This window comes from Clostridium sp. OM02-18AC (assembly GCF_003481825.1).
Classification (GTDB): Bacteria; Bacillota; Clostridia; order Lachnospirales; family Lachnospiraceae; genus Brotaphodocola.
Map to the genome: position 1 here is coordinate 19561 of NZ_QULW01000003.1, position 20658 is coordinate 40218.

Sequence of the window (20658 nt, forward strand, 5' to 3'; positions counted from 1 at the left end):
GTTGGTCGTTATACCCTATTTTGAAATCTGGGCGATCTGTTCCCACAGGGGTTTCTTTTCTTTCTTTCGTGTCATTTCCACCAGGTTGAGCGGTGTCATGTCAACAACGGTCGTTTTGACCGGATCCGGCCGCACGGCAGCTTTTAAGGTGTCCATGAGAAGTGCCTTATCCTCTTCCGTATCCATATCGATAAAATCGACTATGATGATGCCGGACAGATTGCGGAGTCTCAGCTGGTGTGCAACTTCCTTTGCTGCTTCTAAGTTGATCAGGCGAATGGTATCAGCGAGATTCTTCTTGCCGGAATATTTTCCGGTGTTCACGTCAATGACGACCATGGCTTCTGTGCACTCTATTATAAGGTATCCGCCAGACTTTAGCCATACCTTTTTCTGACAAGATTGCTCTAATGCATACTCCAGCGAATATAATTTCGCCAGACTTAAAAGCTTGTCCTCATAAAAACGCAGTCCGGTTGTCTCTGAGAGATCTGAAATGCGGAAATATTCCTGCAAACGTGCAAAAAGATCCGGCTGGTCCGTCACAACCTCCTCCAGACTTCCATTTGGACAGTTGCGCAGCGCTTTTAAGTAATCCGGCTCTGCTTCATAAAGAAGACTGTAACAGGTCCGGTACTGCGCAAGGTTCATGACACGGTCAAACTGCTCCAGTAACGCGGAAAGCTCCCGAAGGAGCTTTGTTTCCTGTCCGTATGCATTTGTGCGGATGATGACGCCGGTGCTTTTGCCGTCCAGAAGCTGCTCAATCTGCGGACGCATGCGTTCTTTCCACTCCCGGTCATCGATTTTGGAAGAAAAGCCGATCACACGCTTTCCGGCAGTCAGGACTGCATATTTTCCGGAAAAATTTAAGTTCCCGGACAGCACGGGATCCTTTGTTTTCACCGCATCCTTTGCCACCTGTACGATGATCTCATCGCCTTCCTTCAGTTTCCGGTCCCGGCCGTCGGCAAACAGCGTGACCTTATTGTCAGTCAGACTGTAGTAGCCAGTACGGCCATCAGAGAAATCCACGAAAGCGGAGTTTAAATTTTTTACGACCTTTTGGACTTTTCCAACATAAATATTACCCAGAATGGATGATGCATCCTCCAGTCCAAGCTCCAGAGTCTCCTTGCCGGAAACCAGAGCTGTCAGGACGCGGTCATGCCACCGGGTTACGATTAGCTTATTCAATGTCTTCACCAAATGATTCCAGGGTCACGAAGTCATGCTTTTCTTCGCTTCCCTTATCTGCGTATACTTCCAAACGGGTAACCATAAGCGCAAACTCGCCCAGCGTCTCGCCGCGGCTTTCTGCGTAAGCGCGAAGCACGGCATCCGGCTTTAAGTTTGCAGCACTTCCGGTCGCAATTTGTAAAAAGATCTTATGCTCCGGACGGGCTTCCATCTGGTAGATCTGCGGTCGGATATTGATCTCCTTCTCGCCCTTTTTGGTCTTCTTTAAAAACAGGATCTCTTCTTTTTTCAGAAATTCTGGGATCCCGGCGAAAAATGCATCCAGATCTTTTGGCTCATAACCTTCCCGGAAACGGACTTCGTAGTCGGCTGCCGCCACTAAGGACATGGCATTGCCTGCATCATCCGGAAGTGCCCGGTAAGAAAGCGCTTCCATGCCCTCTACCATATTTTCATTGATGCGGCGCAGCATTTCTTTGGAAGAATCGGTGCTCAGCACTTCGATATCGACATACTCGCCACGGCTCTCCAGTCCCACGCCGAGCGGAGCCGCAAACGACATGATCTGGTGCGGGCTGAAGCCCTCACTGTAGCGGATATCGACATCGGCACGGCGCATCACCTTCTGGAAATAACGCATGATATCCAAATGACCGATGAATTTCATGGTGCCTTCCTTAGCAAATTTAATTCTTATCTTCAAAGCAGACACCTCCTCCAAATTTTCTCGCGCCGCAGCCGGAACACTGCTGACGGCAGTTCGGAGTCACCTTCTCGCTGATGGCAGTCAGCCACTCGCGCTTTAAGAACTCCTTGGTCACGCCTGCATCGATGAAATCCCACGGGAAGATTTCATCTAAGCTGCGCTCTCTTACGGTATAGAAATCCGGGTCTATGCCGCAGGTCTCGAAGGCCTGCATCCAGGTGTCGTTTTTGAAATACTCACCCCAGGAATCGAACATGGCGCCGTTTTTGTAAACCTCTTCCACAACGCTTGCCACACGGCGGTCTCCGCGGGCCAGAACACCCTCAAGGACCGTCAGGTCAGCCTCATGGTAGTTATATTTTAAGCTCTTGCGGTTTAACATCTCCTTGAACTTATCTTTTACGATGTAAGCGCGCTCCAAAAACTCCTCCTTGGTGCACATCTGCGCCCACTGGAACGGGGTAAATGGCTTCGGAACAAAGAAGGAAGAGCTGGCAACAACCTGAACCTTGCCGTTGCGCTGCTCTTTCGGGATTTCGTCGTAGTAGAGCTCTGCAACCTTCTCAGACAGCAGGGCAATGCCCTCCATATCCTCTCTGGTCTCGGTCGGAAGTCCCAGCATAAAGTACAGCTTTACACGGTTCCAGCCGCCGTGGAATGCCTCAGCGGCACCCTTTAAGATGATCTCCTCCGTCAGTCCCTTATTGATGACGTCACGCATACGCTGGGTACCGGCCTCCGGCGCGAAGGTCAGGCTGCTCTTCTTGATATCCTGGACCTTGCTCATGACATCCAGGGAGAACGCATCGATACGCAAAGACGGCAGGGAAATGTTCACGCCCTTGCCCTGGAACTCCTCGATCAGGAAGTTTACGATCTCCTTTAAATGGGTATAGTCACTGGAACTTAAGGAGCTTAAGGAAATCTCCTCATGGCCGGTGCTCTTTAACATCTTGTATGCATGATCCTTTAAGAACTCCAGACTGCGTTCACGCAGCGGACGGTAGATATTGCCTGCCTGGCAGAAACGACAGCCGCGGATGCAGCCGCGCTGAATCTCCAGAACCACGCGGTCCTGGGTTACCTTCAGGTACGGAACTACCGGATTTTCCAGATACGGGACATCGTTCATGTCCATAACCAGTTCCTTGGTAATGGTAGCCGGAATGCCCTCTTTATTCGGGGTGAAGGACGCAATGGTGCCGTCCTTGTTGTAAGCTACATCGTAAAACATCGGCACGTAGATGCCTGGAAGTTTGGCTGCTGCCTCCAGGAAATCTCTTCTGTTGCCGCCATTTTTCTTGTTTTCTTTGTACAGATCAAACAGTGCATCGTACTGGGTCTCGCCCTCGCCGATATAGAACATGTCAAAGAATACGGCAAGCGGCTCCGGGTTATAGGCACACGGACCACCACCGATCACGACCGGATCTTCCTCCGTACGGTCAGCCGCATGCAGCGGGATGCCGCTTAAATCCAGCACCTGCAGGATGTTGGTGTAACACATCTCATACTGGATCGTAAAGCCCAGGAAATCAAAATTCTTCACCGGATCCTGGGATTCCAGCGCAAACAGCGGGATATGCTGCTCCCGCATCACCTTGTCTAAGTCTGTCCACGGAGAGAACAGACGCTCACACCACACATCGTCCCGCTTGTTAAACATCGCGTACAGGATTTGCATGCCAAGGTGGGACATGCCGATCTCGTATACGTCCGGGAAGCACATGGCAAACCGAATGTCCACAAGGGACGGATTTTTCATGACACAGTTCACTTCCCCACCGATGTATCTGGCGGGTTGTTGAACGGTTAATAAAATTTCATCACTTAACGCTAACTTTCTCATAAATCCTTATTTTACCTACATTTCTCACGTTTTTAGCGATGGGTTCATCGCTGTTTTTTAGTTCTTTTTCTCTGATTTTCTCCGTAAGCGTAAAAACACAAATTCTTGTCAAGTGTCTTTTTCTCACGGATAGTTTACATAATATTTTTCGCTCTTACGACAAAAAAAATTGTTTCTGAAATACGCACAATTCGGATTTTCCGTTATTTTACGGATAAATCCGCTCTAAATGTACAGATCAGACCGCATTATTATACGGTATTTCGCGTGTTTCCGCAATAGATTCTTTCCCGAAATCAATTTTTCGAGCTTCTATCGTCGAACTTTTTATCAAGTTTTCCGAATATTCGTCAAATCCAGGAACCTCAAAAATCAGGGTTTCCTTCAGAACGATCTCATCATTTTCCAGTTTTACCGGCATGGCATTCAGGAAAATTTTCTCAAATTCCGGAACGTCTTCACAAACTTTTTGGCTCGGAACAACATAGTGTTGCATCGTGAAAATTCCGCTGGAATGTCCGAGTGCGATGGCCAGTTCTTTGATATTGACCTGGTAATGGACCATCAATGTTGCGTATACATGACGCAGATCGTGCCAGTGAAAATCATCCGGGAGACCGTAAAGTTTTTTCATGGAATTGAAATCATCCTTATAGGACCGGCGGTTATAGGCAGTGCCATCCGCCCGATGCCAGATTGTCACCTCGCCTGCATCCTTCCCTTCTGCCTCCGGCGACTGGGTCCACCTTTTGCAGCTGCGGCTCTTTCATTCGCTTCTTTTTTGGATACCTGCTTTCGCTTTATGGAAATTGCGCTTGTAGCAGGATTTTTGTTAATCAGAACGTGTTTTTTGGCATACTTGAAAGAAGAGCCGAAGACTCCGTAAGCCGGTGATAAAAGCCCTGGCGTCATGGAATCCAGAATCTTTAAGAGGTCATCATTGGTTACTACATCCATCGTCCTCCCTTTTATTATGGGCAAAATATAATTTTGTATGATGTTCCGGTAACACACAAAGGTGCCGTATTTAATCTTCCGTACCTTTACCATATGTTCATTCAGCCAGTAATCATAAAAATTTTCTGCCAGAATCTGACTTGCGATGTATTCCTTTCTTGCCAGTTGTCCTATGATTTTATTCTTTTTGTCCTGCGCGTCTCTTTGTGTCTCGAAGCTGCCTATCTGCTTTGGGAAAACGGTTCCGTCAGAAAATGTAAGCGAAAAACGGATGACATATTTCCCATGATCCGATGTTATGCTATCGCGAAACTTCCACTCCACAATAGGCCCTCCTGCGATAATATCGATTCTGGATTCCGCTTCCATATAAGCAGTATAGACATCAAATGTAGTTCCAATATTGGCATGTCCAAGATATTCTGAAACATGCAACAGGATTTCTTCCGGATGGTCCTGATTACGCGTACCGTATTCAAACATCATAGTTGCCGCAATATGCCGCAGGTTGTGAGTCGTGACGATTGGAATGCCGGCATCCGCACAGATCCGTTTTAAAGCGGCATTTAAGGTGGCGTCTGACTTGATCTCTCCCCGATCTGCAATACAGATATAGCCATCATACTCATCCGACCATTCTTTCTTGTTCTTTTTTCTGGTTTCTTTTCTGAGTTCCAGCCAGTCTCTGCGTTCTTCCGCTAAGGAAAAGATAATTTCCAGCATCCGTAAAACCCGGTCACTTTCCTCGGTTTTCGTTGCTTTTATTTCGATTCCTGTTCTGGAAACGCGAATTTTTTTACCTGCGTAATCGACGTCTGAGAGACGTACAGCCTGCCTTCGGACCGTTACCGTCCGCTCTTGCTTATTAAAATCTGTAAAACAGAGTCCTCGGATTTCCCCATACCGAAGCCCGTGCAGCATCAGACAGTATACCACGAACGCCGGGCTTTTCGAAGCTCGGCGTTTTGTGTTGGGAATATGAAATGAGCTGCCGCACGTTAGTACGACAGCCCCGTTTTTCTATCTTCTACACCAGATTCTTCATATCCTTAAACGCTGTCCGCTCCATCTTCTCCCGAAGGTCATTCCTGATCTTCGCGAAGTCCTCACGGACAAGCTTCTTTTCTTTTACGAGGCACTCACCCGCAACATAAACATCTCTCACATTCGATGCAATCGCGCTATACACAAGAGCCGAATACGGGTCGTATACCGGGAACATATTTGGGGAGTCGGTCTCTACGAGGACGAGATCCGCCTGTTTTCCGGGCTCGATGGAACCAGTGATATCGCCGAGTCCTAACGCTATTGCTCCCTCAATCGTCGCCATGGAAACGACCTCCTTTGCCGGGAACGCGCTGCGATCGTGGAGCTCATTTTTGTGGAAGTTCTCGCACATCCGCATCTGGATGAACAGATCCAGCGTATTTCCGCTCGCCGGACCGTCGGTACCGAAGCCGACGGACATGCCGTGCTTATGTATCAGGGACACCGGAGCCACGCCCTTTGCGGCCTTCGTGTTGGAGGCGATACAGTGGGCCACGGACGCTCCGTGCTTCGCGAGGATCTCCACGTCATGTTCCGTCGTGCGGATGCTGTGGGCCGCCAGCGTATTCGGTCCGAGGACTCCGATATGCTCCATAAACTCGATGGGCGTCATATTATACTGTTCCCTCAACTGGGTCATCTCGTAGTCCATCTCCGCCACATGGAGCGTAAATACGGTTCCCGCCTTCACGTCCTCCTCATATGCCCGTTTTAAAGTCTCCGGGCTGCAGGTCGTCGTTCCGTGGGGCGTGATCGCTCCGGAAACGCGCGGGTGATCTTTGTACGCCTCGATCAGTGCAATTCCACGCTCGATGGCCTCATCCGCGTTCTTACTGTCGCAGGAATCCTTTTCCATCACCGTCTCACCGGCGATTCCGCGGATCCCCATCTCGTCCATGACCTTCGCCACAACTTCCTCGAAATAGTACATATCAAGCACTGTCGTCACACCGGAGAGCAGCAGCTCGCCTATGGCGTATCGCGTGGAAAGCCTGGCCATCTCCGCGTCCATGGCCTGATTCTCCATCGGAAGCAGGAACACCCGCAGGCGATCCTTACAATCGTCCCCGAGGCCGCGGAACGGGATCATGCCGAGGTGGCAGTGGGTGTTTACGAGGCCTGGGATCACGATGGCGCGCTTTGCGTCGATCTCCTCGAAGGTCTCGCCAGCCTTTAAAATCCCCTGCGCAGTAAGCGCCTGAAGCGCCTTCTCAAGTTCTTCCTCCGGTCCTGCTGCCAGAATCTTTGTATCTTCAAACATCACATAACCATGATCCCAGACATCACCTGCCTCGTTCATCGTCACAACAATGCCGTTTTTGATAATCTTCTTCATCGTTCTAATTTCATCCTTCATAATTTCGACCTGATCCGGTTCTTCCACTATCCGCGGAGAAAAACCGGCGGCGGGCCGTAAAACTACTTCCCGTACTTCTCAACCAACGGCACATGTTCCTGCCCCGGCACCGTCAAAAGCCCGTGATCCGTGAGCTTCAGTTTCGGTGACACCGGAAGGCAAAGCGTGGACATGGACATGACCACGTTGTTGTTCACATATCCGAGACCTTCCATCGCCGTCCGCACTTCCTTTAATTCCTGTCCGAGAACCTCGATGGGCTGATCCGACACGATGCCGCCGATGGTGAGTCCCGCCTCTGCCAGGGATCTTCCTTCAGCGAACGCCACATATGCCCCCTGGAGCTCTAGGACGCGCCTCTGGGCCAGTTTCATATCGTTCTCATCTGTTCCCAGGACAAACAGGTTATGGCTGTCGTGGGACCACGTGGTGGCCACAGCGCCCGGTTTCGTCAGTGCTCCTTCCACGAGACTATATCCGATATTTCCATTCTTGCCGTACCGCTCGAAAACGACTGCAAGGGAAAGTCCTGCCGACTTCCAGTCAAGCACACCGTCCTTCACCTCGACTCTGCATTTCACCGGTGTGGTTGCCGTTCCGAAGGTGCCGATCTTCATGACATTGACTTCCGCCCATTTCGCCTCCGGATCTTCCGCCTTTAACACAAAGTCGGAGATTTCCGCCGGACGGCAGTTGATCGTGTGGTAGAAAGAAGCCGGGAAACTGCACGCCGCAGCTTCTGCCGCACCGTAAGCCTCCTTGTCCTTGCAGTACACACACTCGCCCTTCTTATAAACCACAACCGGATCGATCCCATCCAGACTGTCCAGCAGCATAAAGTCTGCGATCTTTCCCGGCGCGATCATCCCTCTGTCATCCAGATGCATCCGTCTCGACGGTGTCCAGGTCGCGCAGTAGATCGCCTTCTCCATCGGCATTCCAGCCTTCACAGCCGTCTCGATAATCTTATTGAGATGTCCGGTCAGAAGCTTATCTGCCATCGTGTCATCCGTCACCAGCGCCACATTCTCATAGAGTTCATTGTCGCAGACGGTCTTCACGACCTCCGGCGTCAGGGATTTGAACTGCAGCTCCAGAAACATCCCAAGCTCTGTCTTCTCCATCACTGACTGTGGAGTCTGCTGGGTGTGGTCCGCATCAACACCTTCATAGATAAAGCGGTTAAGATCCGCCCCCGTAAGTCCCGGGCAGTGCCCCTCGATTCGGAGATTCTTTCCCGCGTTCCGGCACACATTGATGAGATCCCGCGTCCGGCTCTCGCCTTCTGCTGAGAGATCCTTATAGTTCATGATCTCTCCAAGGCAGAGAACTCCATCTAAGGATGCCATCTCAGAAATTTCCTTTACACCAAGTGACGCCCCGGCTGTCTCTAACTTCTCATTTGTCGCCGGTACACTGGACGGGATCGCCCAGAAGATATCCTGCTTCGTCTTCTGCGCCATAAAAGCCCGGATGCCGTCCATGCCGAACACGTTCGCCATCTCGTGGGCATCGGCAACCACCGTTGTTACTCCATATGGAAGCGTGATCCTTGAAAACTCGCCCGGATATGTCATCGAGCTCTCGATGTGCATATGGATATCCACGAGACCAGGCAGCATGTATCTGCCTTTTCCGTCGATCTCCCGCACTCCCGGATATGAAATTGCAGGGGAAACGCAATAAAACTTTTCCCCTGCAACTGCCACATCCCGCTTTTCAAAACACTGTCTGAAGGTCTGATAGACCATGACATTTTTCAGAATGAAATCGGGTCTCATATAAAATTCCTCGTTATTAGTTGTTGATCGTTCTGTTCCACTGGTCGATCCAGTTATTTAAGATCGGGTTTACAAAAGCATAGTCAACAACCTTAACTTTTGCAGCCTTGTCGCCGTAGGTCATATCCTTGGACTCTTCCTCAGTGAATGTAACGTCCTTGTTTGTCGGTGCCTCGTTTAATGCCTTACCTGTCTTTGTCTGAAGCTCCTCGCTGATACGGTAGTTGATGTACTCGTAAGCAAGCTCCTTGTTCGCACAGTTCTTTGTTACGTTGATGGTGTTGAAGTTAGCGTAAGCTCCGTCCGGTGTAACGTAAACAAGTGTCGGGTTAGCGGCTACGATCGTCGGAACGCCGAAGTCACCGACAACTGCTGCTGCAACCTCACCGGATGTGAACATGTTGATCAGGTCGGAAGACTTTGTGTAAGTCTTAACAAGGTTCGGCTTTAAGTCAGCAAGTGCCTTGAAAGCAGCCTCGCCGTTGTCTGTTGTTACGTCAACGCCTGCGTGGTCGCTTGCAACGTAAACCATAGCCGGTCCGAATGTTGTTGTGATCTCCGGGATGGAAACCATGCCTGCAAGGCGCTCGTCCCAAAGGTCATCAAAGCTTGTGAGTTCAAATCCTGTAAGCTCCGGGTTGTAGATGATACCGATGCTGTTGATGGTGTACGGAACACCCTGTCCTGCCTCTGCAATCTCCTTTGCAGCCGGGATCAGCTTCTCAGCATTCGGGATCTTGCTTAAGTCGATCGTATCGAAAAGTCCCTCGTCAGTGCCCTTCGCTGTCATAGCCTGGGAGAGCTCGATCACATCGATGGTGGAGTTCGGGTCTGCCGCTAACTTTGTATAACGGTCGTTTGTGCCGCCTGTCTCAGTAACGATCTCACAGCTGAACTCGTTCTCAAACGGTGTGTAAACCTCTTCTTCGGAGATATCTTCGCTGAGGCCGTATGTGGATAATACGAGCTTCTGTGCGTCTCCGGAAGCTGCCTTTGTCTCTTCTGCGGAAGAAGCTGCCTCAGAGCCTGCTGCCTGGCTTCCTGCTGCTGTGGTCTCTGTTGTGGATGCGCCGCCGCAGGCGGTAAGCATCATTGCTGCGCAAAGTACAACTGCTGCTGTTTTTTTCATGGTTTTTCTCCTCTTTCTCTCTTTTTGAGATAATGTTTTGTAACTGTCCGGCAGGTCTGTGCTTTCCGCACAAGCTGTACAAATGGGCAGTTGCATATTTTCCCGCATGAATATGGGTCTGTTTCGGAACTATCCGTTCATATCCCCCACATCCTGCGATGGTTCCCTTCATTGTTTTCCATCCGGAGAACGATTCGATCTTTCTGGTTCTCCCTTCGGCGCATGACCTGTGCCCTAAGATCTCTGTCTCCTATCTTCTCACGAGAATCAGCTTATCCTTCGGCAGATACAGACGGATCTCCTCGCCCTCTTTATAAACATGGTCAGTTCCCATATTTACCTTCAGGACACCGGCGGAAGTCTCAACCTCGTACTGATAGCTCTTCCCGAGGAATGTGCGGACACCGATCTTACCGCTTAAGACATTCTCCGTCTGAACATCATCTGCCAGACAGATATCGTCCGGGCGGATCGTTCCCGCGAATTTCTCGCAATCGAGATCCATGGAAGTTAAGAACTCGCTTCCATCCGGTGCTGTATAAACGCCGTCCTGCTTTTTCGCAAGCTCAAGGAAGTTCTCGAAACCGATGAATCTCGCGACGAACTCTGTCGCCGGTCTCTTATAGATGTTCTCCGGTGTGTCAAACTGCTCGATGACACCGCCGTTCATAACAGCCACCTTGTCGGAGATGGAGAAGCATTCCTCCTGATCATGTGTAACAAATAATGTGGTGATTCCAAGGCGCTTCTGAAGTCTCTTGATCTCCACACGCATGGAAAGTCTTAATTTCGCATCAAGATTGGATAACGGCTCATCTAAGAGCAGTAGCTTTGGCTCGATGACAAGTGCTCTCGCGAGGGCAACTCGCTGGCGCTGTCCGCCGGACATCTGCTTCGGGAAACGGTCGGCAAGCTCTGTCAGGCCGCAGACCTCAAGGATCTCCCTGACCTTCTTGTCGATCAGGTCCTTGTCCATCTTTCTTGTTCTGAGCCCGAACGCTACATTGTCATAAACACTTAAGTGCGGGAACAGGGCGTAGCTCTGGAATACCAGGCCGAACTGGCGCTTGTGGACCGGGACCTTTGTCATGTCCTCTCCGTCTAATGTGAAGGTTCCGCCCTGCGGGTCGATAAAGCCTGCAACGACGCGGAGTGTCGTGGACTTGCCGCAGCCGCTGGGACCTAAGAGGGATACAAGCTCGCCCTCCTCGACTTCCAGATTCAGCCCCTTTAAGATCTGTTTCTTTTTATCGTAACTTACGTCGATTCCATTTAAACTCATAAAAGCCATGGTCATATTCTCCTTATTTCGCCAGGGCTGCGATACCCAGTGTGCGGTCTACGATCACCATGATGACTACGGTAGCTGCCATTAAAAGTACGGAAACCGCCGATACGGTCGGATCATAGTTGTATTCAATATAGTTCATCAGTGTTGACGGGAATGTGGAAACTCCCGGTCCGGATAAGAACATGGACACCGGAATGTTGTTGAAGGAATTGATGAACGCCAGCATGAATGCTGAGGAAATTCCGGAGGTCACATTTGGAAGAACGACCTTGAAGAACGCCGCTCCCTTCGGGCATCCGAGGCTCCACGCCGCCTCCTCGATTGAAAAGTCGAACTGCTCCATCGAAGAACCGACTACGCGGATCACATACGGAAGTGTCACCATAAAATGGCCTGCGAGAAGTCCCGCGAACACCGGGATCCTGAGTGTCAGGATCAGGCACTGGTACATAATAAAGCCGATTACAATTCCCGGAACGATTGTCGGGGAAAGGAAGATGGACTTTAATAACTGCTTTCCTTTTAAACCGGCTCTCGCCAGCGCGTAAGCCGCCGGGATTCCGACCAGAAGAGAGATGCATGTCGCGAGGAGCGCGACCTCAAGGCTGGTCAGGAATGATCTGCGGAAAGACTTTAACGCGAACACGTTCGCGAACCATTTCGTCGAGAAGGACTCGATCGGGAATGTGATGGCGCTTCCGCCGCCGAATGCCGTTACGGTGATGATCAGTAACGGGATCATCAAAAATGCAAATACGATCGCTGCCCATATGGTCAACACTTTATTTTTACGCATAATCTTCACCTCTGCGGTCCAGCCGTGCGGCCAGAGCGTTAAATCCTTTGATCACAACTAGGGTTACAACGATCATGATGAGGGCGATCACGGACGCGCCGGTCCAGTCACTGACGGACATCGCTCTCTGGTAGATCAGGGTCGCCATGACCATGTTGCTGTTGCCTCCTAATAACTGCGGCGTCGTGTACGCGGTCAGGGTTCCGGTAAATACCAGAATACCGCCGACGATGATTCCCGGAAGGCTCATCGGGAAGATGACTTTCATGAACGCTTCCGTTCTTGAGGCTCCGAGGCTCTGTGCCGCCTCCATCATATCATCATCAATATTTTCCATAACACCGGCAACCGTTACGATCATTAACGGAAGGAACAGGTAGACAGAACCAATGATGATAGAAAAGTCAGTGTATAAAAGCTTAATCGGCTTCTCGATCAGTCCCATAGCGATCATGGCCTTGTTGATGATCCCGTTGCTGCCGAGAATATTGATCCATGCAAAGCTTCGGATAACAGAGTTTGTCATCATCGGAAAGATCGACGCAGAGAGAAGCAGTCCTCTCCATTTCTTATCACAGCGGCTGATGAAATACGCCGTCGGGATACCGCCCACCATACAGACAAAGGTGGTGATGACCGCGATCTTCACGGTTCTCAAAAAGATCTTTCTGTAATACTCGTCCTTAAAAAAGTCCACGTACGCGCTGAACGGGTAATCCCCCGTAAACACGCTTGGAACCAGAACGCGAAGCAGCGGGATCATCAGGAACAGAAATAAGATCACCAGTCCCGGAACCAGCATGCACCATGCACTGCTCTTTTTCATTGGTTTGCCCCTTTCTCAACTGTGCGTGATAAGTTTTAATTAGTGCTTCTTATAAATATTTGTTTTTTCATCAATTGCACTTATATTTTACATTTATTATAAAAAGTGATATACTATACGTCAAATACATATTATCTATAATTTTTATGCAGTAAAGCTATGAGGAGGCCCCTGTATGGAATTAAAAGAAGCCCGCTATATCCTGGCGATCGCCCGCCACCAGAGCATCGGCAAAGCCGCCGAATCCCTTTATATCTCCCAGCCGTCCCTGAGCAAGTACTTAAAGAACCTGGAAGAACGTCTCGGCGCTCCGCTGTTCAGCCGCCACGAAAACCGCTACTACCCGACTTACATGGGTGAACGCTACCTCCACTACGCCGAACAGATCGTTGCCTGCGGCGATGAGTGGATGCAGGAATACGACGATATCGCTCACCGCCAGCGCGGCCGCTTAAACATCGCCGTGCCGATCATGATGGGTAGCACGCTGATCGAACCGATGTTGGCACCGTTTCATAAACGATACCCCTATGTGACCTTAAATATCATGGAAGCAGTAAATTTCATTGCGGAGAACAGTCTGGAGACCTCATCCATCGACCTGACCCTTTACAATATCCATGAATTTCCCGAGACCATGGACTACCAGATCCTGCGCTCTGAGGAGATCGTTCTGGTCCTGCATGAAAACCATCCTCTCGCCGCAAAAGCCATTACCCGCCCCGGCTTCCGCTACCCGTGGCTGGATCTTTCCCTATTAAAAGAGGAAAACTTCATTCTCCTCTACCCGGACCAGAACACCGGTGGCATCTCCCTGGATCTCTTTCAAGAGTACAACATCAATCCACCGGTCTCTCTCCACACGAGAAACTCCTCCATGTCGATCCATCTGGCCATGGACGGCGTCGGCGCTGCCTTCGCCCCGGAGAGCTATTTCCATTATGAAAACCAGTACACCGGAAACCGCGCCCTCTGCTTCTCCGTCGGCCACAGACCGGCCCTCACAACTACCATCGCCGCCTATCGGAAAAACCGGTATCTGCCGCAGCATGCAAGAGATTTTCTGAAAATGATCCGGGAATATTGCCGTGAGAAATAAAACATTCTCCCAGAAATTTATATCCATCTGCGAGGTGCGCCGTCAGGCGCACCTCGTAAAAGAAGCCGGACACTATCCTTCAGTATCCGGCTTCTTGCTGCGAATCTTCTGGCACCTTTAGCTCTGATAAACAAACAGACGGTTCATTCCCTCCTGCCACGGGTATTCGAATTCCAAATATATGATTTCTTTCCCAAAACGTGTAAATTTTTCTTTCCAATAGTTTGTAGTTGCCTCTCTTAATCTCATAATATGATCTTCTTCATAAATATTATTACCCGCATTTTTATATCCAAAGCTTTCAAACTCTTCTTTTGAATAGTACGGGTTCATCTTAATAAACCAATATCCGCCGAGCTTCAGCACTCGTTCCAGATCATCGATCACGGTTGTTGATACGTTCTTCGGCATTACATTGCTGAAATGGATAAACCGTGCAGATAATGCCGCCAAATAACAGCACTGTCACAAGGAGCGATTTGAGCGCCTTATTCTGCACCACAAAAAAGAAATGATACCGCTCACTAAGCCAACCACGCCTACCCAAAACAGATGACGGACATTGCCGGATAATGTCCCAGCTTTTTTGATAGCTTAGCATCTGTTATCTTTACCGGTTTGGAGGAAACGGAACCGCTTATTTTTTTTCTTCATAAATCTCCCTCTTCATCACTCAGATACAGCTGCGAAAAAATAGTTTGGTAAATCTCATCCATATCTTCTTCCATATCCACAGACTCACAGAACCCGTAAAGATAGGTATAACTGTCAGTATCCACAGCAAATACCGTCCATTTCCTGGTATCCTCGTTCTCACCTGCGGTGTACGTTACGATATAAACCGGATAAGTCAGGTTCTCAGTATATTTCTCATTTGCTTTTGCAGATAGCAGTTCACAGGTATCCGTATCACTTAATGACAGGGCGCAGGCTGTCAGATAATCTTCCAGATCCTGCACCTCCGGGGCAAACCGGGTCGGCTCTGCCGTATTTACTATAAGGATCTGGCCATCTTGCGTGAAATCCTCATAGCGGTACGTTCCATCCTCATTGTTTTCCGTTCGAAGGTTCTGCATATTGGTAAAGGGAAGCGCTCCGCCCATCAAAACAGGAATACGTTCACTCGGGATCAGATCCCCGCGGCCATCATCGTTCAGAGCACAGTCTTTCCCATCCGTTTCTCTAATACGGATGTCTTCCACAGGATATGTAGTACGGTTCACTACGGTGATTTCAAGTGGCTTTCTTCCTCCACCGCAGGCAGCAAGTCCAAGACACACTGCCAGTGTGATTACGGGAAATAAATTACTTTTTCATTTTTTCATCCTGCATTCCTCCTCTATTGGCTAAATGATAGGATGCAATTTCCTATCATATAGAAAATCCACCGTACTGTTATTGTACGGTGGATCCTATGGGATAACCATTAACTAAAGGTTAGGTTTTTTTATTCTGCTGCCTCCCACTCAGCTTGTACCTGCACTGCTCATAGATCGTTCTTATCACTTTTTCCATATTCAGCGGCTTAGCCAGATGGGCATTCATTCCCGCTTTATAGCACTGTTCCTGATCTTCCTGGAAGACATTCGCAGTCATGGCAATAATTGGGATTGTTTTCGCATCTTCGCGCGCTGCTGCCCGGATGGCTTCTGTCGCAGCCAACCCATCCATCACAGGCATCATGATGTCCATAAGAATGGCATCAAAATAATTGCATGGGTTTTCCTGAAAGGCTTTCACTGCCTGCAGGCCATTTTTCACGACCGTGATCTTTGCTCCTTCATCTGACAAAAGCATTTCTGCGATCTCTGCGTTCAATTGTTAATGCCCAGGCATCCACCAGACTCTGCAGACTGGAATCTTCCGGCAGGCCTAATTGCTCATTCAGGTTATATTGCCTGCCATCAATGACCTGGTACATGACGCCAGGCACATAGTTTTTGGTAAGGTTAATGACGCAGTACCCATCTGCGATCGCAAACACGGTCTCTTCTAAAAAACGGTTATTGATCATGCTTTTGCTCATACTAGTTTCTCTCCGAATCAGTGGATTTTTCGATGCCCGTTTTTATAGAAGGATCCGAATCACGAGCCATACAATTCCGATCAGCAGCAGAACTGCCGCAAACGCGGTAGAAAGTCCGAACAGTACTGCCCCCAGTGTGAGTGACAGGAGAAAACCGGCCAGACTTAACAGGGCACCCAGTAGTGTTCCGCAAACACGCAGGGCCAGACCGACACATTTAAAAATCAGCACTAAAAATACTATAGCAAACAGTATCGACATAATCGCAATCTCACCTCCTGTACGTTTTTGCTATAAAATCCCTTGAATTATATCTGTTTTTTCCAGAAATGTAAATGTTCGGTTTTAACATTGCGCAAAACTGAGGTTTTGCGCAATGTTAAACTAATATTTTCGAATATATGTTCTAACATTTGGCTCGTATCCTGGCATTTCCTTGAATTGTGTGCGCATCTTTTTGATTTGTCATTCAATTTTCTCTGCTGTTTTTCTTGTGTTTTTCGTATACTTTCCCAGACTTTTCTTCTATTATCGCGTTATACGATGCTATGTATAACATATGCAAGTATAGTAATGTATAACATTTGTAGATGTGTGACACAATAAGAATTGACGAACATGTTTTCGATATGCTATACTAGCATATAGGCCTGAAGAGGATTAAGATCTGTACAGGTACATAGAAAACATTTGCCAGATCAATGGATACACCATTGCTGCTCTTTTGATATGCAAGGCAGCTCAAAATCTCACACAGCAAGATTTCCGAGGAGGATTCAAATAGATGAAAGAAGAACGAACCGTTAAAGAAAGCAAACAGGTTAATTTCCGTATTGACCCGGATTCCGCGGAGGCTTTCCGCCAGTTTTGCACTACACATGGAATGAACCAGGCACAGGGGTTTGATCATCTGATGCAGGTTCTGGAGTTAAACAATGCGAAGGCTGCTACTCCCGGACGTCTGGTGGAAATTGAAAATTTTGAACGTCTTTGTAAGGAACTATTATCAGCGTATATCAACAGCATTGAGCTGAGCAACAATGCGGAGGCACGGGTTCTTGAACAGTTTCAGTCTGACTTAAAAAGAAAGGACCGTACCATTGATGAACTGCGGGAAAAGATGGAAGCTTTGCAGGGAGAAAAAGAACAGGCAGAGGCTGTCTCAAAGAAGCTGGAAGAAGAACAGAACCGTTTAAAAGAACAGGCAGAATACGCAACGAATCAGCTGAACTCCGCAAAGAAGGCAATCTCCGACCAGGAAGAAGTGAACCGGCTTCTTCAGACGCAGAATGAGGAGCTGCAAAAACAGCTGCAAAAGCTTCACGAGCTGCAAAAAGCGGAAGCTTTGGTGAAATCAGAAAATACGGAATTAAAATTAAAAACCAGGGAACTGGAACAGACACTGTCGCACGAAGCAGCACAGAGGAAAAATTTAGAGAGTATTGCCGGACAGAACCAGGAAAAGCTCCGGGAACTGGAAAACCAGCTGTTAGAGTATAAGGTCCAGGTATCTGACCTGCAAAGACAATTACAGGAGAAGGATACCGATACGCAGAACCAGTTAAAGCAGACTCAGATGGAAGCGGATTTGAAGCTGGAACGTGCCGTGATCGCCAAAGAGCGGGAACTCCAGGAAGAACTGCGGGCGTCCGACCGGGAGAATGTCCGGTTGCAGACGGAACTGGAACAACTGAGAGCTTCACTAGCCCCGAACCAGGACCAGACAATCAAGGAGTAATTTTATATGGAAGAACTGCAATATCATGAACAGCGTGATTTTAAAAATGAAAAGAAACTGCAAGAGCTGCTTGCTTCTCTCCCACCTTTCTGTGCGGATTTCTTTCGTGGAATCGAGCCTGCAACCTCTTCTATGACAAGACTCTCCTATGCATACGACATCAGTATGTTTTTTGCATTTATCCGGAATCTGAAACCAGAACTATCGGACCTGGAGACAAACGAAATTTCCATGAACGATTTCTCTGAAATCACCGTTACGGATCTGGAGCGTTATCTGGAATATTTAAAATACCGGCCCGATAACCCGGACCATAAAAATACAAATAAAGAGGCCGGAATCAAGCGCAAGTTTTTCTCCCTGAAAAGCTTTTACGGCTACTTTTACCGTACGGGGCAGATCAAGACCAATCCGACGCTGTCCATGCAGGTGCCGCGTATCCGGGAGAAAGAAATCGTCCGCTTAAACCAGGAGGAAATTCGGAAGCTGATCAAAGAAGCAGAAAGCGGTGACGGTCTTTCACCGAAGCAGAAGCAATTTCACAAAAAAACAAGGGCAAGGGACTGTGCGATCCTTGCCTTAATGCTTGGAACCGGCATTCGTGTCTCGGAATGCGTCGGTCTGAATCTGGGGGATGTGGATTTAATGGAACAGAGCATTCACATCCACCGGAAAGGTGGAAAAGAAGCAACCGTATATTTCAGCGATGAAGTTACGCGGCATCTGGAACATTACCTTGAGGAGCGAAAAGGTGCCGGTATCGATCCGGCAGAGGAACCGGCCCTCTTTCTTTCCCTGCGGGGGAAGCGCATTGCCGTGCGAAGCGTAGAATATCTCGTAAAAAAATATGCTTCTATCGTTACACCCAAAAAGAAAATCACGCCGCACAAGCTCCGGAGCAGCTACGGCTCTGCCCTTTACGCGAAAACGAACGATATCTACCTTGTGGCGGATATCTTAGGGCACAATGATGTCAACATCACCCGGAAGTTCTATGCGGCGATCGAAGAAGAACGAAGAAAGAGCGTGAAGAAGATCGACATTGTATAAGCTAAGCATTTCCTCCTGCCATTTCCTGATTTGCATTATTCTGGTACAATTTCTGGAACGAAATGTTATCCATCGCCTCTTCAGAAATGCTCACGCAGTTGTCTGCGATACGGTCGATGTTATAAAGCAGATTGGAATACTGCTTTGTCATATCAGAGGAGCAGGTATTCTTCTTCACACGGGATAAATGCGCTTTATTGTTCTGCTTCTGCAGCTTCCGGATCTTATTTTTGTCTTTTGCTACTTTGGCAACAATATCCTTATCGCCGTTTTCGAGTGCCTGCATTGCGGTGGAAAAGAGATTTTCCAGTGTCCCGATGCCAGTCTCCAGCTCATGCTTTGCGTCTTCCGAGAAGATTCCGCCATGTTCCTGTGAAAATTCTGCAACAGCACTGATTTCCTCACAACGGTCTGCAATTCGCTCGATATTATTGTTGATATAGAGAAGTCCTGCTGCCTGTTCGGACTGCTGTTCCGTCAGGGCACCTCTGGAAAACATCTTAACAATATAGCTTCCGATCTGCTCCTGAAGCTTCTTTACCGCGAGGTTCATATCCTTAAAGTTCTGGTAAGCAGCTTGCGGTTCGTCTCCAACGAAAGAAAGCTTCATGTTGTCTAACATCTGTGTAGTAAAACTGGCCACTCTCTGAATCTCTTCTGAGACAAGGTAAAGAGCTGCGGTCGGCTGAGTCAGGACACGGTTTTCAAGGAATTTCGGCTCGTAAGTCTGACGTTCCTGCTGATCCTGTCCGCGAACAAGAAAGGTAACAATTTTTACCATGACCGGGATCAATGGAAGCCAGATCAGTGTGCAGACAACGTTAAAGGTTGTGTGGGCGTTTGCAATCTGTCTGGAGATGACTTCCAGCTCCGGTCCCTTCGGGGAAATGAAACGCACAAAGCCAGCGAGAACCGGAATCAAAAACAGAAATACAATGCTTCCCGTAATATTGAAAACGCTGTGTGCCAGTGCCGTCCTTTTTGCATTTTTTGACTGGCCGATAGAAGCTAACAGTGCTGTGATCGTGGTACCGATATTGTCACCTAACAGGATCGGGATTGCGCCGGTCAGACCGATCACACTGGTTACCCCATCCGGGCCCGCCTGGGAAGCGAAGTTCTGAAGTACTGCAATCGTTGCGGAACTACTCTGTACCACAAGGGTCATACCGGCACCAAGAAGTACCCCGAGTACCGGAATATGGGAAACACGTCCCATCATGTCTACAAAAAACGGGCTGCTTGCAAGCGGTTTCATAACGCCGCCCATAATTTCAATTCCTTCAAAAAGAAGTCCAAAGGAGAAGATTACCATACCGATGTTTTTGATCTTTTCTTTTTTGCTGGCAAAATTCAGCATAAATCCAAGAAAGATGATCGGATAGATATAGTTGCTGATCTTAAATGCCATCAGCTGTGCGGTCATGGTCGTACCGATGTTAGCACCGAAAACAACGGAAATCGCCTGCGGCAGACTCATAAGGCCAGCGCTGACAAATCCGATGACCATAACGGTGGTCGCGGAACTGCTCTGCAATACGGCAGTGACTAAGGCTCCTGCCAGCGCGCCCATGACTGCATTTTTCGTCAGAAAGCTGAGAATCTTTTTCATGCCCTCTCCCGCTGCTTTCTGAAGCGCGTCACTCATGCTGTTCATGCCATATAAAAACAGCGCCAAACCGCCAATGAGACCAAAAAAGATCTTTACATTTTCATTCATCGTACCTTCTCCTTTGTAATCGTTCTTACATCATTCAATATTTATCCTAATTATCATAAATGCTGAGGGCATTTGCATCTACCATA

Annotated in this window: 20 protein-coding genes; 3 read left to right on the top strand and 17 right to left on the bottom strand. The window is 48.6% G+C overall.

All coding sequences use genetic code 11. The annotated features are described in order from the left end of the window. Positions 1-15 precede the first annotated feature (15 nt). The 11 genes from DXB18_RS03030 to DXB18_RS03080 all read right to left on the bottom strand — a co-directional run bounded on the left by DXB18_RS03030 (position 16) and on the right by DXB18_RS03080 (position 12939). A complete protein-coding gene (locus tag DXB18_RS03030; RefSeq protein WP_347560840.1) occupies positions 16-1206 on the bottom strand; it encodes a ribonuclease E/G in 1191 nt (396 codons plus the stop codon). Next, entirely contained in the window at positions 1190-1912 is a 723-nt protein-coding gene (locus DXB18_RS03035; RefSeq protein WP_347560841.1) for a TIGR03936 family radical SAM-associated protein, read from the bottom strand. The genes DXB18_RS03030 and DXB18_RS03035 overlap by 17 nt, the downstream gene beginning before the upstream one ends. Then, on the bottom strand, positions 1887-3755 hold the full coding sequence (locus DXB18_RS03040) for a TIGR03960 family B12-binding radical SAM protein (protein ID WP_118705909.1): 1869 nt from the start codon (positions 3753-3755) through the stop codon (positions 1887-1889). Before DXB18_RS03040 ends, DXB18_RS03035 begins: the two co-directional genes overlap by 26 nt. Positions 3756-3993: 238 nt before the next feature. Next, positions 3994-4458: a tyrosine-type recombinase/integrase gene (locus tag DXB18_RS03045; RefSeq protein WP_118705911.1), complete on the bottom strand. Its 465-nt coding sequence runs from the start codon at positions 4456-4458 to the stop codon at positions 3994-3996. Further along, the gene (locus DXB18_RS03050; RefSeq protein ID WP_347560842.1) at positions 4455-5648 is read right to left on the bottom strand and encodes a tyrosine-type recombinase/integrase; all 1194 of its coding nucleotides are present in this window, start codon (positions 5646-5648) and stop codon (positions 4455-4457) included. The genes DXB18_RS03045 and DXB18_RS03050 overlap by 4 nt, the downstream gene beginning before the upstream one ends. A 91-nt stretch (positions 5649-5739) precedes the next feature. Next, positions 5740-7095, bottom strand: coding sequence for an amidohydrolase (locus tag DXB18_RS03055; RefSeq protein ID WP_118705915.1), 1356 nt, complete (start codon positions 7093-7095; stop codon positions 5740-5742). 83 nt (positions 7096-7178) lie between these two features. Further along, positions 7179-8897 carry an adenine deaminase C-terminal domain-containing protein gene (locus DXB18_RS03060; protein WP_118705917.1) on the bottom strand — a complete coding sequence of 573 codons (1719 nt, stop codon included), beginning with the start codon at positions 8895-8897 and terminating at the stop codon, positions 7179-7181. Positions 8898-8913: 16 nt separating this feature from the next. Continuing rightward, on the bottom strand, positions 8914-10026 hold the full coding sequence (locus DXB18_RS03065; RefSeq protein ID WP_118540544.1) for an ABC transporter substrate-binding protein: 1113 nt from the start codon (positions 10024-10026) through the stop codon (positions 8914-8916). 250 nt (positions 10027-10276) lie between these two features. Beyond that, on the bottom strand, positions 10277-11317 hold the full coding sequence (locus DXB18_RS03070) for an ABC transporter ATP-binding protein (RefSeq protein WP_118705919.1): 1041 nt from the start codon (positions 11315-11317) through the stop codon (positions 10277-10279). Between the two features lie 13 nt (positions 11318-11330). Continuing rightward, positions 11331-12113 (bottom strand): ABC transporter permease, encoded by a 783-nt coding sequence (locus DXB18_RS03075; protein ID WP_118297651.1) that lies wholly within the window; start codon positions 12111-12113, stop codon positions 11331-11333. Then, positions 12106-12939 carry an ABC transporter permease gene (locus DXB18_RS03080; RefSeq protein ID WP_118540542.1) on the bottom strand — a complete coding sequence of 278 codons (834 nt, stop codon included), beginning with the start codon at positions 12937-12939 and terminating at the stop codon, positions 12106-12108. Before DXB18_RS03080 ends, DXB18_RS03075 begins: the two co-directional genes overlap by 8 nt. 175 nt (positions 12940-13114) lie before the next feature. On the opposite strand from DXB18_RS03080, the gene DXB18_RS03085 reads away from it, so the two are divergent. Continuing rightward, entirely contained in the window at positions 13115-14038 is a 924-nt protein-coding gene (locus DXB18_RS03085) for a LysR family transcriptional regulator (RefSeq protein ID WP_118540541.1), read from the top strand. Between the two features lie 117 nt (positions 14039-14155). Here DXB18_RS03085 and DXB18_RS03090 read toward each other — a convergent pair whose 3' ends face one another. The 5 genes from DXB18_RS03090 to DXB18_RS03110 form a co-directional block, all read right to left on the bottom strand. Next, complete coding sequence (locus DXB18_RS03090; RefSeq protein WP_207665757.1) at positions 14156-14449, bottom strand: hypothetical protein; 294 nt, start codon at positions 14447-14449, stop codon at positions 14156-14158. A 239-nt stretch (positions 14450-14688) separates the two neighbouring features. Continuing rightward, positions 14689-15318: a hypothetical protein gene (locus DXB18_RS03095; RefSeq protein WP_207665758.1), complete on the bottom strand. Its 630-nt coding sequence runs from the start codon at positions 15316-15318 to the stop codon at positions 14689-14691. A gap of 157 nt (positions 15319-15475) precedes the next feature. After that, the gene (locus DXB18_RS03100) at positions 15476-15856 is read right to left on the bottom strand and encodes a response regulator (RefSeq protein WP_243103123.1); all 381 of its coding nucleotides are present in this window, start codon (positions 15854-15856) and stop codon (positions 15476-15478) included. Beyond that, the gene (locus DXB18_RS03105) at positions 15819-16064 is read right to left on the bottom strand and encodes a hypothetical protein (protein ID WP_118705925.1); all 246 of its coding nucleotides are present in this window, start codon (positions 16062-16064) and stop codon (positions 15819-15821) included. Before DXB18_RS03105 ends, DXB18_RS03100 begins: the two co-directional genes overlap by 38 nt. Positions 16065-16106: 42 nt before the next feature. After that, a complete protein-coding gene (locus DXB18_RS03110; protein ID WP_118705927.1) occupies positions 16107-16325 on the bottom strand; it encodes a hypothetical protein in 219 nt (72 codons plus the stop codon). A gap of 523 nt (positions 16326-16848) precedes the next feature. On the opposite strand from DXB18_RS03110, the gene DXB18_RS03115 reads away from it, so the two are divergent. Then, a complete protein-coding gene (locus tag DXB18_RS03115) occupies positions 16849-17802 on the top strand; it encodes a hypothetical protein (RefSeq protein WP_118705929.1) in 954 nt (317 codons plus the stop codon). Positions 17803-17808: 6 nt separating this feature from the next. Further along, a complete protein-coding gene (locus DXB18_RS03120) occupies positions 17809-18852 on the top strand; it encodes a tyrosine-type recombinase/integrase (protein ID WP_118705931.1) in 1044 nt (347 codons plus the stop codon). 1 nt (position 18853) lies between these two features. Here the strand turns inward: DXB18_RS03120 and DXB18_RS03125 are convergent, their stop codons facing one another. Continuing rightward, positions 18854-20572, bottom strand: coding sequence for a Na/Pi cotransporter family protein (locus tag DXB18_RS03125; protein ID WP_118705933.1), 1719 nt, complete (start codon positions 20570-20572; stop codon positions 18854-18856). Positions 20573-20658: the final 86 nt, after the last annotated feature.

Coding starts and splice junctions, on each gene's coding strand:
- DXB18_RS03040 (WP_118705909.1), bottom strand. CDS start 3,755: ATGAGAAAGTTAGCGTTAAGTGATGAAATTTTATTAACCGTTCAACAA.
- DXB18_RS03055 (WP_118705915.1), bottom strand. CDS start 7,095: ATGAAGAAGATTATCAAAAACGGCATTGTTGTGACGATGAACGAGGCA.
- DXB18_RS03060 (WP_118705917.1), bottom strand. CDS start 8,897: ATGAGACCCGATTTCATTCTGAAAAATGTCATGGTCTATCAGACCTTC.
- DXB18_RS03065 (WP_118540544.1), bottom strand. CDS start 10,026: ATGAAAAAAACAGCAGCAGTTGTACTTTGCGCAGCAATGATGCTTACC.
- DXB18_RS03070 (WP_118705919.1), bottom strand. CDS start 11,317: ATGGCTTTTATGAGTTTAAATGGAATCGACGTAAGTTACGATAAAAAG.
- DXB18_RS03075 (WP_118297651.1), bottom strand. CDS start 12,113: ATGCGTAAAAATAAAGTGTTGACCATATGGGCAGCGATCGTATTTGCA.
- DXB18_RS03080 (WP_118540542.1), bottom strand. CDS start 12,939: ATGAAAAAGAGCAGTGCATGGTGCATGCTGGTTCCGGGACTGGTGATC.
- DXB18_RS03085 (WP_118540541.1), top strand. CDS start 13,115: ATGGAATTAAAAGAAGCCCGCTATATCCTGGCGATCGCCCGCCACCAG.
- DXB18_RS03090 (WP_207665757.1), bottom strand. CDS start 14,449: ATGCCGAAGAACGTATCAACAACCGTGATCGATGATCTGGAACGAGTG.
- DXB18_RS03105 (WP_118705925.1), bottom strand. CDS start 16,064: ATGAGCAAAAGCATGATCAATAACCGTTTTTTAGAAGAGACCGTGTTT.
- DXB18_RS03110 (WP_118705927.1), bottom strand. CDS start 16,325: ATGTCGATACTGTTTGCTATAGTATTTTTAGTGCTGATTTTTAAATGT.
- DXB18_RS03115 (WP_118705929.1), top strand. CDS start 16,849: ATGAAAGAAGAACGAACCGTTAAAGAAAGCAAACAGGTTAATTTCCGT.
- DXB18_RS03120 (WP_118705931.1), top strand. CDS start 17,809: ATGGAAGAACTGCAATATCATGAACAGCGTGATTTTAAAAATGAAAAG.
- DXB18_RS03125 (WP_118705933.1), bottom strand. CDS start 20,572: ATGAATGAAAATGTAAAGATCTTTTTTGGTCTCATTGGCGGTTTGGCG.